This is a genomic window from Rhizobium sp. Nf11,1 (assembly GCF_050587665.1).
In the GTDB taxonomy this organism is placed as follows: domain Bacteria; phylum Pseudomonadota; class Alphaproteobacteria; order Rhizobiales; family Rhizobiaceae; genus Rhizobium.
In genome coordinates, this window is record NZ_JBOBHU010000003.1 from 221,132 (window position 1) to 236,839 (window position 15,708).

Consider the following 15,708-nt stretch of genomic DNA (forward strand, 5'->3'; position numbering starts at 1 on the left):
ATACGAATGCCGCATCGTGAATCACGAAGACGGCAGCCATTCGCGAAGGACAACGCCTTGACGATCAATCAGCCCATTTCTTCTTTGCCGGCCGGTCTTCCCGATCTGGCGCTTCTCACGGAGAAAGCTGCCGGGACGGGATCCGTCATCATCTATCAGCCTTATCTCGACCCTTCGCAGCGCAGCCAAATCGACGCGGCGGCCATGCCGCTCGACATCTCGTTCAATACGCAGGCCACGACCCGCGAATATGAACTCTTCCGCACCCTGCATCAGCATCACGAGGCGATCGGCCTCGGCGAGGACGTATTCTGGGGACTGCTCTCCAGCAAATTCGAGATGAAGTCGGTGACGAGCTTCCCGTCCTTTGTCACGGAGGCGGAAAAGGCCAGGGCAGAAGGTGCGGACGCCTATCTTTACAATCCCCTGATCGGCCACGCGGCGATCTACAGCAACGTTTGGGAACATTCGCTGCTTGGCGGTCATCCCGGTATGGACCCGATTTTCCTGCACATCCAGGACCTCGGCTATCCGATTGCGCCGCCGCAAGACAAGACTTCCTTCGCGTTCTGCAATTATTTCTGCGGAAACCGGAAATTCTGGTCCGAGTATTTCGCCTTTTGCGAACGCATTCTCGAATCGCTGGAACACCAGGCGCGCGCCGGCACGCCGGCGGGCACCGCCTATGCCGGTACAGCCCACTATTCGCGCGATGCCAACGCGAAGATGCGCCCCTTCGTGATCGAGCGCCTGCTCGGGCTCTATGTCCAGCAGGCTGCCGCCTCCGGATTGAAAATCGCCGCCTTCGTACCGGCTCTTGCCGATTTCGAATGGAAGTTCGGTACCCGCCTCGGCCGGATGCTGCATGGCCTCTTTGCCGCCAAGGAAGCCTTTCTGAAGACCCGTGACGAGGCTCTGCTGACCTCGTGGCAGGAGGGCCGCCAGCCGCTCATCAAGCAGCCGCATCTGATCTGGATGGCTGACGATCCGCCGGGCTGGATGCCGCGCGGCCAGTTCATCGGCGGCCGCGAATTGATGCGCGCCTATGCTCCGCAGGCCGCAGGAGCCTCCCCGATGCCGCAGCAGCCGGTGCGGACGGAAAGGCCCGCTATACCAGCTGCGCCGAAAATCGAGCAGCCGCTCCGCAACCCGCTGCAGCCTTTCGCCGGCGGATGGCAGGCACACAAGGATCGTCATTGCATCTGGATCGTGACGCCCGAAAACTACAATCACAGCCACGCCTTCGACGAAGTCGCACTCGGCATGCAAGGCGCCTTCGAGGAACTCGGCGGCTCGGCACCGATCGTCCGCGACATGAATGCATTCGCCGGCCGTGCGCCGATCATCTACGGCGGCAATCTTCTCCCCGCCGAAATCGTCGGCCATCTGCCGAAGGACAGCGTCATCATCAACCTCGAGCAGGTGTCCGAGGAAAGCAGCTGGATCAATTCGCGCTATACGTCGATTCTGAGGGCGATGCCGGTGCTCGACTACAGCCCGCGCAACCGCGAAAACCTTGCCGCCAAGGGCATCGATCATGCCGGTGTGCTCGAAATCGGTTACAGCGGTTGCCTGAGCCAGATCCAGCACAACCCCGTCAAGGATATCGACGTCCTCTTCTATGGCTCGATGAACGAACGCCGCCACCATATCCTGAAGACGTTGAACGACAGCGGGCTCAAGGTCGCGCACCTCTTCAACATCTATGGTGCGGAACGCGATGCGGCGATTGCCCGCGCCAAGATCGTCATAAACATCCATCATTATGCGAGCGGCGTTTTCGAGATCGTGCGCATTTCCTATCTGCTCGCCAATCGCGTTTGCGTGCTGACGGAAGGCGACATCCGCGATCCAGACCTCCAGCCCTTCATCGGCGGGTTGGCAATTGAGCGCTATGACGACATGATCGAGCGCTGCTACAAGCTGATCGCAGATGCAGACGAGCGCGATGTCATTGCCGCGACGGGCTTTGCGGCCATGCGGAGCCGCTCGCAGGCGGAGATGCTGATGAACGTCATGAAGGCCGCAGAAAAGGTAAGTCATGCGCATTGAGACCGCGGCCATCGAGGGCATTGTTGCAATCACGCCGCCACGCTTCGGCGATCACCGCGGCTACTTCTCCGAGGTATTCAAAGATGCCTGGTTCCGGGAAAATGTGGCCGACGTCACGTTCATCCAGGACAATGAGTCGCTTTCGGCGCAGGCTGGAACCGTCCGGGGGCTGCATTTCCAGATCCCGCCCTTTGCACAGGGCAAGCTGGTGCGCTGCCTTGCCGGTCGGATCATGGATGTCGTCGTCGATATCCGCGAGGGATCGCCGAGCTTCGGCAGATGGCTCTCTCAGGAGCTCTCGCCGGAAACCGGCAAGCAGCTCTGGATACCGGCCGGTTTCGCACACGGATTCGTTACGATCGAGCCGAACAGCGTCGTCAGCTACAAGGTAACCGCACCCTACAGCCCGCAGCATGATCGGGGCATCGCGTGGAACGATCCGATGATCGGCATTCGCTGGCCGTTCGATGAGAGAGAGATGGTGTCGTCCGACAAGGACAAGACGCTGCCGCGGCTCGCCGATCTGCCAAGCCATTTTTCCTATTCAGCACAACAACCCAAGGATTGATCGTCGATGCGCATACTGGTCACGGGCGGAGCGGGCTTCATCGGATCGGCATTGGTGCGCCATCTTGTCAGCGAGATCGGCGCGGAGGTGCTGAATGTCGACGCGCTGACCTATGCCGGCAATCTGGCATCGCTGAAATCCGTCGAATCGGCGCCGAACTATCAATTCCTGCGCGCCGACATCTGCGACCATGCCAGAATGCAGGAAGCATTCGCATCCTTCCGCCCTGATATCCTCATGCATCTGGCAGCAGAGAGCCATGTCGATCGCTCTATCTCGGGCGCGGCCGATTTCATTCAGACCAACATCGTCGGTACATTCAGCCTGCTGGACGCCGCACGGCACTATTGGGACGGGCTTGACGCGCGCAGCAAGAGCGCCTTCCGCTTTCTGCATGTCTCGACGGACGAGGTGTACGGCTCGCTCGGCGGCCAGGGCCTCTTCGAGGAGACGACGCCTTACGATCCGTCATCGCCCTACTCCGCATCCAAGGCCGCGAGCGACCATCTGGCGATCGCCTGGCACCGCACCTACGGCCTGCCCGTCGTCGTCTCCAATTGCTCCAACAATTACGGTCCGTTCCATTTCCCGGAAAAGCTCATTCCGCTGATGATCCTGAACGCATTAGAGGGCAAGCCTCTTCCGGTTTACGGCAACGGCGCGAATGTTCGCGACTGGCTCTATGTCGAAGACCACGCCCGCGCGCTCTTTGCGATCGCATCCGGAGGACGCCCCGGCGAAAAATACAATGTCGGCGGCCGCAATGAGCGCAGGAACATCGATGTCGTTCATCGCATCTGCGCGATCCTCGACGGCGTCTACACTGACAAGGCACCGCATGCGCGTCTGATTACCAACGTCACGGACAGGCCCGGGCACGACGCACGCTATGCGATCGATGCCTCGAAGCTCGAAAGCGAACTCGGCTGGAAGGCGCAAGAGACCTTCGAAACCGGTATCGAGAAGACCGTGCACTGGTACTTGGAAAACGAATGGTGGTGGAGGCCGCTACGCGAAAACGTCTACTCCGGCGAACGCCTCGGCGTTTTCAAGGGACGATAAGCGATGCGCATTGCCGTCACCGGCAAACAGGGCCAGATCGTTCAGTCGCTGCTCAGACGCGGCGCCGAAACGGGCGTTGAAATCAGTGCGGTCGGCCGCCCGGAAATGGACCTCGCAAATCCCGCAAGCATCGCCGCAGCTTTCTCGGCTCTGCGCCCGGATGTGATCGTCTCGGCGGCGGCCTATACGGCGGTCGACAAGGCCGAGAGCGAAGCCGAGCTTGCTTTTTCTGTCAACGCGGCGGGCGCCGGGGCGGTTGCCGAGGCTGCCGCGCGGATCGGGGCTCCGGTCATCCACATTTCGACCGACTACGTCTTCAGCGGCGACAAGGCCTCCGCCTATTCCGAAGAGGATGCGACGGCGCCGATCTCGGTCTATGGGCGTTCGAAGCTTGCGGGCGAGAAGGCCGTCGCGGCGGTGAACCCGAACCACGTCATCTTGCGCACAGCCTGGGTCTATTCGCCCTTTGGCAGCAATTTCCTGAAAACGATGCTGCGGCTTTCCGAGACGCGCGATCATCTTCGCGTTGTCGCCGATCAGACAGGATGCCCGACCTCGGCACTCGAAATCGCCGACGCGATTCTTGTGATCGCAACCCGCATCGTAGCGGATCCTGCGCCATCGCTGCGCGGCACTTTTCACCTGACCGGCAGCGGCCAAGCAAGCTGGGCGGACTTCGCCGAAGAGATATTCGCGGAGCTTCTTAAATCCGGCGGCAAAAAGGTCGAGGTCGAACGCATCCCGACGGCGGACTATCCGACACCGGCGAGGCGTCCCGCCAATTCACGTCTCAACGGCGACAAGCTCGCCAAAACATATGGAATCCGGCTCCCGGAGTGGAAGCAGTCCATGATGGTGGTCATGCAAGACCTTTTGAATAAAGGTCTTTAAGGAGATGGGCATGAAGGGAATTATTCTCGCCGGCGGCACAGGCACACGTCTGCATCCGATCACAGAGGCTGTCTCGAAACAGTTGATGCCGGTCTACGACAAGCCGATGATCTACTATCCGCTGACGACGCTTATGCTCGCCGGCATCAGAGAGTTGCTGATCATCACCACGCCTCACGACGTCGAAGCTTTCAAGCGCCTTCTCGGCGATGGCTCGCAATGGGGAATTTCGCTGACCTATGCCGTACAGCCGAGCCCGGACGGCCTCGCCCAGGCGTTCATCATCGGCGCCGACTTCGTGCACGGCGACAGCTCGGCACTCGTTCTCGGCGACAACATCTTCTACGGGCACGGCCTGCCGGAAATCATGAAATCCGGCACGAGTCGTCGCGAAGGCGCGACGGTCTTCGCCTATCACGTCACCGATCCGGAACGCTATGGCGTCGTCGGCTTCGACGAAAAGATGAATGCGCTGTCGATCGAGGAGAAGCCGAAGGAGCCAAAATCGAACTGGGCGGTGACCGGCCTCTATTTCTACGACCAGCAGGTGGTCGATATCGCCGCCAACCTGAAGCCGTCACCGCGCGGCGAATTGGAAATCACCGATGTCAACCGTACCTATCTCGAGCGCGGCCAGCTTTTCGTGGAGTTGATGGGCCGGGGCTATGCCTGGCTCGACACCGGCACGCCGGACAGCCTGCACGATGCCGCGGGTTTCGTCAGCACGCTGGAGAAACGCCAGGGTTTCAAGATCGCTTGTCCCGAGGAAGTCGCCTGGCGCATGGGTTACATCTCGCCGGCCGAACTCGCCAAGCTCGCGGAGAAGCTCGGCAAGAGTGCCTACGGCCAGTATCTGAGGAAGCTATCCCCGGATTGGTGAACCATCTGGCTGGCGCCGCCTCATAGACGGTAGTTGGACGTCTCAGGCGCGCAGATGATGTTCCTCGCGCCCGGCATGCCAGTCGTGGCGCGACACCGGAAAGCAGTACAGGTTTGTAATTCAGGCGCTCGGGAATTCCGCCAGCCTGGCAGCGTAACGCGCCATTGTATCGACTTCGAAATTGACGAAATCGCCGGCTTTGCGCTCACCCCACGTGGTGACGTCGAGCGTGTGGCGGATGAGCAGGACGTCGAAATCGGTGCCGTCGACCGCATTGACGGTCAGCGAAGTGCCATCGAGTGCAATCGACCCCTTGGGGGCGACGAATCTCGCCAGATGCTCGGGTGCACGCAGTCGAAAGCGGGTGGCATCGCCCTCCGATGTCACCGAGAGGATTTCCGCCCTGCCGTCGACATGGCCGGAAACGATGTGGCCGCCGAGTTCATCTCCGATCTTCAGCGACCGTTCGAGATTGATGCGGCTGCCCTGCTGCCAGGTGCCGATCGTCGTCAGCCGCAGCGCCTCTTCCCAAGCTTCCACTTCGAACCAGCGGCCATTGCTGCCTTCATCAGGCAGGCCGGTCACGGTGAGGCAGATGCCGGAATGGGAGATGGACGCCCCCATATCGATGGTCGCAGGATCGTAACTTGTTGCGACGCGCAGCTTGATGCCCTCCTTCAGGGGGGAAACGGATTCGACTATGCCGACATCGGTGACTATTCCGGTGAACATCAAAGCCCTCTTTCGTATTCGTCCAGGCGATCGTCGCCAAACATTCGCGTGCTCATATGCATGAAACCGGATGGTATGTCGGTTGCCTGCAACGGGGATTCAATACCGCCCTCACCGATGACGCCGGGCGCCTGGTAAATCTGGATTCGATCGACGAGGCCGGCCTCGAGGAAAAGCCGCGCTGTCTTTGCGCCCCCCTCGACCAGAAGCGAGGAAATGCCCCGCGTCGCAAGCGCCGGCAGCAGGACCTCGGGGTGATAGGGATTGCAGTAGACGACTTCGACGCCGGCGGTTTCGAGCGCGGTGCGGCGGGAGTCTATGTCGGCGGAGTCAGTGGGGGAGATGTCCGGCAGGACAGAGGGGGGTAATCCTTCAGCATCCGCCGCCAACGGCGAAACTTTCTCGCTCGCCACCACGATGACCGGCACCTCCCGCGCCGTCTGAACCAGCTTACTCGTCAGCGGCAACGCAAGAGACGGATCAAGGACGATGCGGATCGGCGACTGGGCTTCGAGGCCTGGCGTGCGCACCGTCAGAAGCGGGTCATCCGCTATCGCGGTGCCGATGCCGACGAGGATCGCGTCGGTTTCGGCGCGCAGCGCCTGAACCTCGGCGCGGGCCTCCGGACCTGTGATCGCCACTTGGCCCTCCCCCTCCCGGCCGATCATGCCATCGGCGGAAACGGCAAGTTTGAGAGTCACATAGGGGCGGTTCTTCGTCTGGCGGGTGAGATAGCCGGCCAGCGAACGCCGGCCCTCCGTCTCCAGTACGCCGGCATCCACCTCGATGCCGGCTTGGCGCAGCATGGCGATGCCTCGGCCGGAGACGCGCGGATCGGGATCGGTGACGCTGATGACTACGCGAGCCACGCCATAGGCGATCAGCGCCTCGGCGCAGGGCGGTGTCTTGCCGTGATGCGAGCAGGGTTCGAGCGTCACATAAGCGGTGGCGCCGCGGGCGCGTTCGCCGGCTTCGGCGAGCGCCTGCGGCTCGGCATGCGGACGGCCGCCGAGCGCCGTGACCGCACTGCCGACGACGACGCCATTACGAACGATCAGGCAGCCGACGGAAGGGTTGGTGGCGGTGCGGCCGAGATGCCGGCGCGACAGGCGGATCGCCGACGCCATGAAACCTTCGTCATCCGCCGTGACGCTCATGGCTCATCTGTCCAGCGGGTCGCGGGCGATCTTGGCGTTGATTTCGGAAATGACCTTCTCGAAATCCTCGGCAAGCGAGAAATCCCGATAGACCGAGGCGTAGCGCACGAAGCCGACATCATCGAGGCTCTTCATGGCTTCCAGCACCTGCAGGCCGATCTGCTCGGAGGAGATTTCCGTCTCGCCGGAACTTTCGAGCCGGCGGACGATGCCGGAGACGGCACGCTCAATGCGATCCCGCTCGACAGGGCGCTTACGCAACGCGACTTCGAAGGAGCGCACCAGCTTGTCACGATCGAACGGTACCTTGCGGCCGGTCTTCTTGATGACCATCAGTTCGCGCAGCTGCACACGCTCGAAGGTGGTGAAACGCCCCCCGCAATCCGGACAGATACGCCGCCGGCGGATGGACGTATTGTCCTCCGCCGGACGCGAATCCTTGACCTGGGTATCTTCCGAACCGCAATAGGGGCAGCGCATCGCTACTCCTTACCCCATGTAGCCATACATGGGGAAGCGGTCTGTGAGGTTGACCACCTTGCCGCGCACGGCGGCTTCAACGGCGGCGTTGCCGTCATCGGAATTGGCGACCTTTAGGCCGTCGAGAACCTCGACGATCAGATTGCCGATCTCGCGGAATTCGGCTTCCTTGAAGCCACGCGTCGTGCCGGCCGGTGCGCCCAAACGCACGCCTGATGTGACGAAGGGCTTTTCTGGGTCGAAGGGGATGCCGTTCTTGTTGCAGGTGATATAGGCGCGGCCGAGCGCTGCCTCGGCGCGCTTGCCGGTGGCGTTCTTCTTGCGTAGGTCGACCAGCATCAGGTGGTTGTCGGTGCCGCCGGAGACGACGTCGAGGCCGCCTGCAATCAGCGTTTCGGCCAGCGCCCGGGCGTTCTTGACGATCTGAGCGGCGTATTCCTTGAATTCCGGCTGCAGCGCCTCGCCGAAGGCGACCGCCTTGGCAGCGATGATGTGCATCAGCGGACCGCCCTGCAGGCCGGGGAAGACGGCCGAATTAAACTTCTTGGCGAGATCCTCCTCATTGGTGAGGATGACGCCGCCGCGCGGGCCGCGCAGCGACTTGTGCGTTGTCGTCGTCGCGACATGGCAATGCGGGAACGGCGACGGATGCTGGCCGCCGGCAACGAGGCCGGCGATATGGGCCATGTCGACCATCAGATAGGCGCCGACGCTGTCGGCGATCTCGCGGAAGCGCTTCCAGTCCCAGATGCGGGAATAGGCGGTGCCGCCGGCGATGATCAGCTTCGGCTTGTGTTCTTCGGCCTTGCGGGCGACTTCATCCATGTCGAGAAGGTTGTCGCCTTCGCGCACGCCATAGGACACGACGTTGAACCACTTGCCGGACATGTTGACCGGCGAACCATGCGTCAGGTGGCCGCCCGAATTCAGGTCGAGACCCATGAATGTGTCGCCGGGCTGCAGCAGCGCCAGGAACACGGCCTGGTTCATCTGCGAGCCGGAATTCGGCTGGACGTTGGCGAAATTGACGCCGAACAGCTTCTTGGCGCGCTCGATCGCCAACTCCTCGGCGATGTCGACGAACTGGCAGCCGCCGTAATAGCGCTTGCCGGGGTAACCCTCGGCATATTTGTTGGTCATGATGGAGCCCTGGGCTTCCAGCACGGCGCGGGAGACGATGTTCTCGGAAGCGATCAGTTCGATCTCGTGCCGTTGGCGACCGAGTTCCTTTCCGATCGCGCCGAAGATTTCCGGATCGACGTCCGCAAGCGAGCGATTGAAGAAGGATTCGGTGGAAGCATTGGTCATGGGCGGGCTCCTCAACTGGAATGCGCTGAGGTATTAGCCTTCCGCCGGGGCAAGGGCAATACGAAGAACGACATTTGCTGGGCAAAGCGCGCGCTGCAGCTCTTTTGTGAGCACCCCTCGGCAGGACGCGTCAAACAGCGCCCTCCCCGGCATAAAAAACCGCGCCCGAAGGCGCGGTTCTCAAAATCACGACGCAGAGGGCGCCGCTTATTGAACCGGCTGCTCCATGCCGGCCGTCGTGTCGAGCGCGAGCTCGGCATTGCCGTCCATCTGATAGATGTCGTCGCGGAACTGGACGATGCCGTCGGGCATGCCCCAGGCGGAGATGTAGACGAAATAAACCGGAACTTCGGTGGCGAGCTTGATCGGCGTGTTGACGCCGCTTGCGATCACCTGCTCCATCTGCTGGCGGCTCCAGCCCGGCGTCTCGCGCAACAGCCAGGTCGACAGGTCACGCACGTTCTGAACACGGACGCAGCCCGACGATTCAAAACGCATGAGCTTGTTGAACAGGCCCTGCTGCGGCGTGTCGTGCATGTACTCGCCGTTCTTGTTGTAGAAGTTGATCTTCGTCGATGCCATGGCGTTGATCTTACCCGGGTCCTGGCGGAACATCAGGTTCGGCGCCTCGCCGTTCCAATCGACAGTCTCCGGAGGAACCTCATTGCCCTTGCCGTCGATCAGGCGGATCGCGTTCTTTTCGAGATAGGTTGGATCCTTGCGCATCAGCGGCATGATGTCCTTTTCGACGATCGAGCGCGGCGCGGTCCAGTAAGGGTTGAGGATGACTTCGTAGATCTTCGAATTGACGAGATGCGTCGGGCGGCTCAGACGGCCAACGACCGCGGTGTGGCGCGTCGCGACGCTGCCGTCTTCGACGGCCTCGACATAGGCGGCCGGAATATTGACCATCAGATGGCGCCGGCCGAGATCTTCCGGGAAGGTCTGCAGGCGGACCAGGTTGGTGTTCAACTGCTGCAGGCGGACATCGGCCGGAATATTCATCGCCTTCAGCGTGAACTCGCCGAGAACGCCGTCGGACGGCAGGCCGTGACGCGCTTGGAAGCGTTTGACGGCGCCGTCGACATAGGAATCGAAGGAGTTCGACATGCCTGCCTCGCGCGGCAGGTCGCCGGTGATAGCAAGGCGCTGGCGCAGCGCCTGGACGGCGGGAGAGGAAACGCCGAGCTGCAGGCGCTGATCACCGGGATTGACTTCGGGCCAGCCGCCGGCTGCCGCAATCTGCTGATACTGCATGATCGCCTGCTGGGCACTCGCGACCGATTGGGGACCGAGGATCGGCGTGTTGGAAACGACGGCCGTCGCCGTGCGCGAAGCCGCCTTGGCATCGAACTGGTCATCCCAGTTGCCGCGGCGCGGTGCGTTGATCAGCGTATCGAGCGCCGACTGCGCCAATGCCGGCGCGGCCATCGCGCTGGCGCCTATCGTTGCCGCGGACGCAAGGAAAGCGCGGCGCGAGAGAGCTTCATTTCCGTTTTTCTTCGACATAGTCCCAACCACTGAATGCCGCATGCAAGGAAGCGCGGCGCTTTGCGATATCACTGCGCCGTAACGCAGATCCCTATCCATTCGTTCTCCCGGCACATCGGAAAATCCTGCCCACCGCATCACAAGATTGCGATGCGGAAGGCTGAATGTTCCTGGTCCATTGAAAGCGCCGGTTGTTAACCTTCCGCTGCCACACCAATATGGCCAATTCGTGTTGCCTGGACCGCAGATAGCTGTCGATGGCCGAGTCATCACGCAACGAACCATGTGACGAGGTAAATCGTGCCGGTTAATAACGGCTAAAAAACGGCTTGAATACCGGCTCTTACGCTTGCCTGCCATGCGTTGCAAAGATGCCACGGGTGCAAACAACAAAACCGGACGCGCAGGGAACGCATCCGGTTTTCTTCAACCCTGAAAGGAGGTCGAGGGTCTTAGAGGCGATACATGATCGAGTCGTTCCAGAAGCGATCCAGGCGCTGGAGCAGCTTGTTCATCTGGGTGAACTCGTCGGTGCCGATGCCGCCGACTTTATCAATCGAGGCGATGTGGCGTTCGTAGAGCTTGGCGACCGTTTCGGCGATGTCCTGGCCGGTTTCGGTCAGGCTGATGCGGACCGAACGGCGGTCGATGCGGGAGCGCTGGTGGTTGATGAAACCGAGGTCGACCAGCTTCTTGACGTTGTAGGATACGTTGGAGCCGAGATAGTAACCTCGCGAGCGCAGCTCGCCGGCGGTCAGCTCGGAATTGCCGATGTTGAAAAGGAGCAGCGCCTGGATGGCGTTGACGTCACTGCGACCCTGACGGTCGAACTCGTCCTTGATGACGTCGAGAAGACGGCGATGAAGACGTTCGACAAGATGAAGGGATTCCATGTAAAGATCACGGATGCCCTGATCCTGCTGGTCACGGAAGTTGGATACCGCCTGCGGCTTGATTTTCGTGTTCATATTGACTGCCTCACTGTTTTGTTTGGCGGTGTCGTTTTCTTCCCGCCTTGAGTGAGACCCTATCGAATACATATAAAATTCGACTTAAACCGCACGCTTAATGGAGCCTTACCGGAAACCCCACGTTGTCTCAGGGTAAATCAACACTTACCTGGCGGCGGTGCCGGCGCTTTTCCAGCCAGAGCAACAGGCGGAAAATGCAGTAGACCGCGGCGACCATGAGATGCAGCAGGATGATCAGCTTATTGGGCCCGAAAATATCAGGCAGCAGACCATACATCATAATCTGGCCGCCCGCTGCCAGCACCCAGATAACCGGCCCCCAGGAGACGGTGAGCCAGAGGCCGAGGGAGGCGACGGGGAAAAGCACGGCAAGGCTGGTGCTTGCCACCTTCCACGGCAGGCTCAAAAGATCGAAGCGGCCGGCCCCGACCAGCGAATAACCGACGAGCATCGCCCAATATTGCAGCCCGAACCAGAAGCACGATACGGCCACCAGCCTCAGGAACAGGATGAAGAGAAGATCCGCCAGCGTGCGTTTCGGTAATGTCGGGGAATCGGTTTCCATAGCGCAAACATCGGTTCGGTATCGGGTCGTTACAAGCGGTTTTTCCGCCGCGGCCAATCGTCCGGTTTGGATTTTCCGGGCGCCATGATAATGAGCGCTGCGATAAATGGAATGGGCCAGGGACAGATATCATGCAGGACAAGACGCATCTCGTCGACGACATCACCGGCCATCGCCGCATGCGGCGCAATCGCAAGGCAGACTGGACGCGCCGGCTGGTGCAGGAAAACCGGCTGACGGTCGACGACCTGATCTGGCCGATCTTCGTCGTGCCGGGCTCCGGTATCATCGATCCGATCCGGGCCATGCCCGGCGTCAACCGTATGAGCATCGACAAAGCAGTCGAGGCCGCGCGCGAAGCGGCCGGCCTCGGCATTCCGGCGCTGGCGACCTTTCCCAATATCGAGATGGAGCTGCGCGACGAGACAGGTTCGAACAGCCTCGAGGCCAACAATCTGATCAATCAGGCCACGGCGGCGATCAAGAAGGCGGTGCCCAATATCGGCGTCATCACCGATGTCGCGCTCGACCCCTTCACCAGCCACGGCCATGACGGCATTCTGAGAGACGGCGAGATCGTCAACGACGAGACGGTCGATCAGGTGGCGCGCGCCGCCGTGATGCAGGCCAATGCCGGCGCCGACATCATCGCCCCATCGGAGATGATGGACGGGCGCGTCGGCGCGATCCGCAGGGCGCTCGATGCCGCCGGCCACCAGAGCGTCGGCATCATGAGCTATGCGACGAAATTCGCCTCCGCCTTCTACGGCCCCTATCGCGAAGCGATCTCGACCGGCGGGCTGCTGAAGGGCGACAAGAAGACCTATTATATCGACCCGGCCAACGGCACCGAGGCGATCCGCGACGCCGCCCTCGACGTCGAGGAAGGCGCCGACATGCTGATGGTCAAGCCCGGCCTGCCCTATCTCGACATCTGCTGGCGGATGAAGGAGGCCTTCGGCCTGCCGACCTTCGCCTACCAGGTTTCCGGTGAATATACGCAGATCAAGGCCGCAGCGATGAACGGCTGGATCGACGGCGAGCGGGCGATGCTCGAAACGCTGCTGTCGTTCAAGCGGGCGGGATGCGACGGCATCCTCACCTATTTCGCAGTCGAGGTGGCGAAAATTCTCAGCAAACGGTGATTTCGGGGCGAATGATTGTATTTCGCCCCGCCGACACCATATCAGCGGCGTCGCTTTTGCGAGAGGAGATTGAGATGAGCTACAACCCCAATCCGCTTTATGCGGCACCGGAGGACTGGCGCGCCTATAGCGGCGTGTTGAGCCGCCGTGTCTTTGCCTTCATCCTCGATTACCTCATCGTGGCGCTGCTGTGCATTCCCGCGGCGATCGTTCTGTTCTTCCTGTCGATCGTCACGCTCGGCCTCGGCTTCTTCCTCTACCCTGCCCTCTTCGTGATCGTCGCCGGCCTTTATTTCGGCCTGACCGTCGGCGGGCCGACCCAGGCTTCGCTCGGCATGCGGGCAATGGGGATCGCGATCGTGCGCGTCGACGGACGGCCGATGGATTTTCTGACGGCGATCGTGCATCTGGCGCTGTTCTGGATCCTCAACTCGGTGCTGACGCCCCTCATCCTGCTTGCCGGCCTGTTTATCGAGCGCAGCCGTCTCATCCACGACCTCCTGGTCGGCACGGTGACGGTGCGCACTGCCTGACAGTTGCCTGAGATCTTGGCGGCGGAGACGAAAAAACTCCCCGCCTTCCCTGCATCCGGCATCATGACGCTCCATATCCAAAAATTAGAAGACTGAAATGAAGGGCGGAGACCGCCGCGCTGTTGACGTTTTCTATTCTTAGGTCATGCTGTCAGAAAACGGCACTGTCTCGACAAGGAAACTTCCGCGACAAATGAATACGCAGACGACGCCATCCCCGCAGTTTTATCTGACGGCTCCGGCTGCGTGTCCGTATCTGCCGCATGAGATGGAGCGCAAGGTCTTCACCCATCTGGTCGGCCCGCGGGCCGCCGAGATGAACGACATCCTCACCCAGGGCGGGTTCCGCCGCTCGCAGAACATCGCTTACCGCCCGGCCTGCGAATCCTGTCGCGCCTGCGTTTCCGTGCGGATTCTCGCCCAGGAATTCGAACCGACGAAATCGATGAAACGGGTGCTTGCCGCCAATTCCGATGTCATCGCCACGGAATTCGCAGCCCAGCCTTCCAGCGAGCAATATTCACTCTTCCGGCGCTATCTCGATTTCCGCCACCAGCAAGGCGGCATGTCCGATATGACCGTGCTCGATTATGCGATCATGGTAGAGGACACGCATGTGAACACGCGAATCATCGAATACCGCCGGCGCGAGGAAGGCTCCGGGCTGGAGGAGCGGCCGAAGGGCGAACTGCTTGCCGCCGCACTGACCGACACGATGAGCGACGGGCTGTCGATGGTCTATTCCTATTTCAATCCGGCGCTCGAGCGGCGTTCGCTCGGCACGTTCATGATTCTCGACCATGTCAGGCGCACGAAAGCGCTCGGTCTGCCGCATGTCTACCTCGGCTATTGGGTTCAGGGGTCACGGAAAATGGACTATAAGACCCGTTTCCAGCCGCAGGAGCATCTGACCCCGCGCGGCTGGGAACGTTTCGACCCCTCCTCCATGCCCGAAAGCACGCGCGACTGAATGTTCCCCACCGCTCTTTCCGATCATCGGAAAGGCCTGCTGCTGACGGCGATCGGCGGGCTGGCACTTTCCATGGATATCCCGCTCGTCCGCCTTGGCGACGGTGACATCTGGTGGGTTCTCGGAATGCGGAGCGCAGCAACGGTTGTCGCCACGCTCGTGATATTAGGAGCAATGCGCCTTGTTTCGGGCAAGTGGCCGGTCCTCGTTCCGGGGCGACCTGGTCTTATCGCCGGTCTGCTCTACGGTCTCTCTTCCCTAACTTTCGTGCTGGCCGTCTTCAATGCGGCCACGGCCAATGTCGTCTTCATCGTCGCCTTCAATCCGATGTTCGGGGCGCTGCTTTCCTGGATTTTCCTCAAGGAGAAGCCCCCGGCCGCGACGCTGATCGCCATGCTGTTCATGATATCAGGCGTCGGACTGATTGTAAGCGAAGGACTTGCCAGCGGCCATATCTTTGGCGACGCTATGGCGCTTCTCAGCGCGCTCATTCTTGCCGCAGCCATTACACTCGGGCGTGCCTCGCGCCGGCAAATGGGCTTCGTGCCGCTGCTTGCCGCCATCCTGCCGGCCGCGCTCGGCCTCGCGCAAGCTCTGCCCTCAGCGTTTGCAATCGCCCATCCCGGCTGGATCCTCCTCAACGGCGCCGTCATGATGCCGGTCGCCTTCTGGTGTCTTGCAACCGGGCCGCGCTACCTCTCCGCACCTGAAGTCGGCATGTTCTATCTACTGGAAACGGTGCTTGCCCCGATCTGGGTCTGGCTGATCTTTGCCGAAACGCCCGTAACGACGACGCTCGTCGGCGGCGGCGTCCTGACGGCGACAATCGCCGCGCATTCCCTCTGGATTGGCGCGGCGGAAGAGCGTCAGGCAAGTCTCGTGATGTGACGTTGTCGCCCGCTC

The 15,708-nt window shown here is 61.2% G+C and carries 16 protein-coding genes; 9 read left to right on the forward strand and 7 right to left on the reverse strand.

Annotated elements, in window-relative coordinates; all coding sequences use genetic code 11:
- Window positions 1-57: 57 nt before the first annotated feature.
- Genes ACQ7C1_RS06655 through rfbA form a run of 5 tightly spaced genes read left to right on the forward strand, consistent with a single transcriptional unit; the run spans window position 58 to window position 5,453 of the window.
- Window positions 58-2,052, forward strand: a complete 1,995-nt coding sequence (locus ACQ7C1_RS06655) for a glycosyltransferase family 1 protein (protein WP_430957727.1) — start codon at window positions 58-60, stop codon at window positions 2,050-2,052.
- Entirely contained in the window at window positions 2,042-2,620 is a 579-nt protein-coding gene (rfbC, locus tag ACQ7C1_RS06660; RefSeq protein WP_097598430.1) for a dTDP-4-dehydrorhamnose 3,5-epimerase, read from the forward strand. Before ACQ7C1_RS06655 ends, rfbC begins: the two co-directional genes overlap by 11 nt.
- Window positions 2,621-2,626: 6 nt before the next feature.
- On the forward strand, window positions 2,627-3,682 hold the full coding sequence (gene rfbB / locus ACQ7C1_RS06665; protein ID WP_430957728.1) for a dTDP-glucose 4,6-dehydratase: 1,056 nt from the start codon (window positions 2,627-2,629) through the stop codon (window positions 3,680-3,682).
- A 3-nt stretch (window positions 3,683-3,685) separates the two neighbouring features.
- A complete protein-coding gene (gene rfbD, locus ACQ7C1_RS06670; protein ID WP_430957729.1) occupies window positions 3,686-4,573 on the forward strand; it encodes a dTDP-4-dehydrorhamnose reductase in 888 nt (295 codons plus the stop codon).
- Between the two features lie 10 nt (window positions 4,574-4,583).
- Entirely contained in the window at window positions 4,584-5,453 is an 870-nt protein-coding gene (rfbA, locus tag ACQ7C1_RS06675) for a glucose-1-phosphate thymidylyltransferase RfbA (protein ID WP_430957730.1), read from the forward strand.
- Window positions 5,454-5,573: 120 nt separating this feature from the next.
- On the opposite strand, the gene ACQ7C1_RS06680 is transcribed toward rfbA, so the two are convergent.
- The 7 genes from ACQ7C1_RS06680 to ACQ7C1_RS06710 all read right to left on the reverse strand — a co-directional run bounded on the left by ACQ7C1_RS06680 (window position 5,574) and on the right by ACQ7C1_RS06710 (window position 12,157).
- On the reverse strand, window positions 5,574-6,185 hold the full coding sequence (locus ACQ7C1_RS06680) for a riboflavin synthase (RefSeq protein WP_183699523.1): 612 nt from the start codon (window positions 6,183-6,185) through the stop codon (window positions 5,574-5,576).
- On the reverse strand, window positions 6,185-7,342 hold the full coding sequence (ribD, locus tag ACQ7C1_RS06685) for a bifunctional diaminohydroxyphosphoribosylaminopyrimidine deaminase/5-amino-6-(5-phosphoribosylamino)uracil reductase RibD (RefSeq protein WP_430957731.1): 1,158 nt from the start codon (window positions 7,340-7,342) through the stop codon (window positions 6,185-6,187). The genes ACQ7C1_RS06680 and ribD overlap by 1 nt, the downstream gene beginning before the upstream one ends.
- Before the next feature lie 3 nt (window positions 7,343-7,345).
- Window positions 7,346-7,822, reverse strand: a complete 477-nt coding sequence (gene nrdR / locus ACQ7C1_RS06690) for a transcriptional regulator NrdR (RefSeq protein ID WP_003547190.1) — start codon at window positions 7,820-7,822, stop codon at window positions 7,346-7,348.
- 9 nt (window positions 7,823-7,831) lie between these two features.
- On the reverse strand, window positions 7,832-9,130 hold the full coding sequence (gene glyA / locus ACQ7C1_RS06695; RefSeq protein ID WP_085777703.1) for a serine hydroxymethyltransferase: 1,299 nt from the start codon (window positions 9,128-9,130) through the stop codon (window positions 7,832-7,834).
- A 207-nt stretch (window positions 9,131-9,337) separates the two neighbouring features.
- On the reverse strand, window positions 9,338-10,639 hold the full coding sequence (locus ACQ7C1_RS06700; RefSeq protein WP_221156608.1) for a L,D-transpeptidase family protein: 1,302 nt from the start codon (window positions 10,637-10,639) through the stop codon (window positions 9,338-9,340).
- 434 nt (window positions 10,640-11,073) lie between these two features.
- Window positions 11,074-11,589: a transcriptional regulator LdtR gene (gene ldtR, locus ACQ7C1_RS06705; protein WP_004673822.1), complete on the reverse strand. Its 516-nt coding sequence runs from the start codon at window positions 11,587-11,589 to the stop codon at window positions 11,074-11,076.
- A gap of 130 nt (window positions 11,590-11,719) precedes the next feature.
- The gene (locus tag ACQ7C1_RS06710) at window positions 11,720-12,157 is read right to left on the reverse strand and encodes a DUF6163 family protein (protein ID WP_430957732.1); all 438 of its coding nucleotides are present in this window, start codon (window positions 12,155-12,157) and stop codon (window positions 11,720-11,722) included.
- A 131-nt stretch (window positions 12,158-12,288) separates the two neighbouring features.
- On the opposite strand from ACQ7C1_RS06710, the gene hemB reads away from it, so the two are divergent.
- From hemB to ACQ7C1_RS06730, 4 genes are all read left to right on the forward strand, one after another.
- Complete coding sequence (gene hemB, locus ACQ7C1_RS06715; protein WP_430957733.1) at window positions 12,289-13,302, forward strand: porphobilinogen synthase; 1,014 nt, start codon at window positions 12,289-12,291, stop codon at window positions 13,300-13,302.
- A 74-nt stretch (window positions 13,303-13,376) separates the two neighbouring features.
- Window positions 13,377-13,835 (forward strand): RDD family protein, encoded by a 459-nt coding sequence (locus ACQ7C1_RS06720; protein ID WP_221112326.1) that lies wholly within the window; start codon window positions 13,377-13,379, stop codon window positions 13,833-13,835.
- Between the two features lie 193 nt (window positions 13,836-14,028).
- A complete protein-coding gene (locus ACQ7C1_RS06725) occupies window positions 14,029-14,805 on the forward strand; it encodes an arginyltransferase (protein ID WP_085777700.1) in 777 nt (258 codons plus the stop codon).
- Window positions 14,806-15,693 (forward strand): DMT family transporter, encoded by an 888-nt coding sequence (locus tag ACQ7C1_RS06730; RefSeq protein WP_430957734.1) that lies wholly within the window; start codon window positions 14,806-14,808, stop codon window positions 15,691-15,693.
- The last annotated feature ends 15 nt before the right edge of the window (window positions 15,694-15,708 follow it).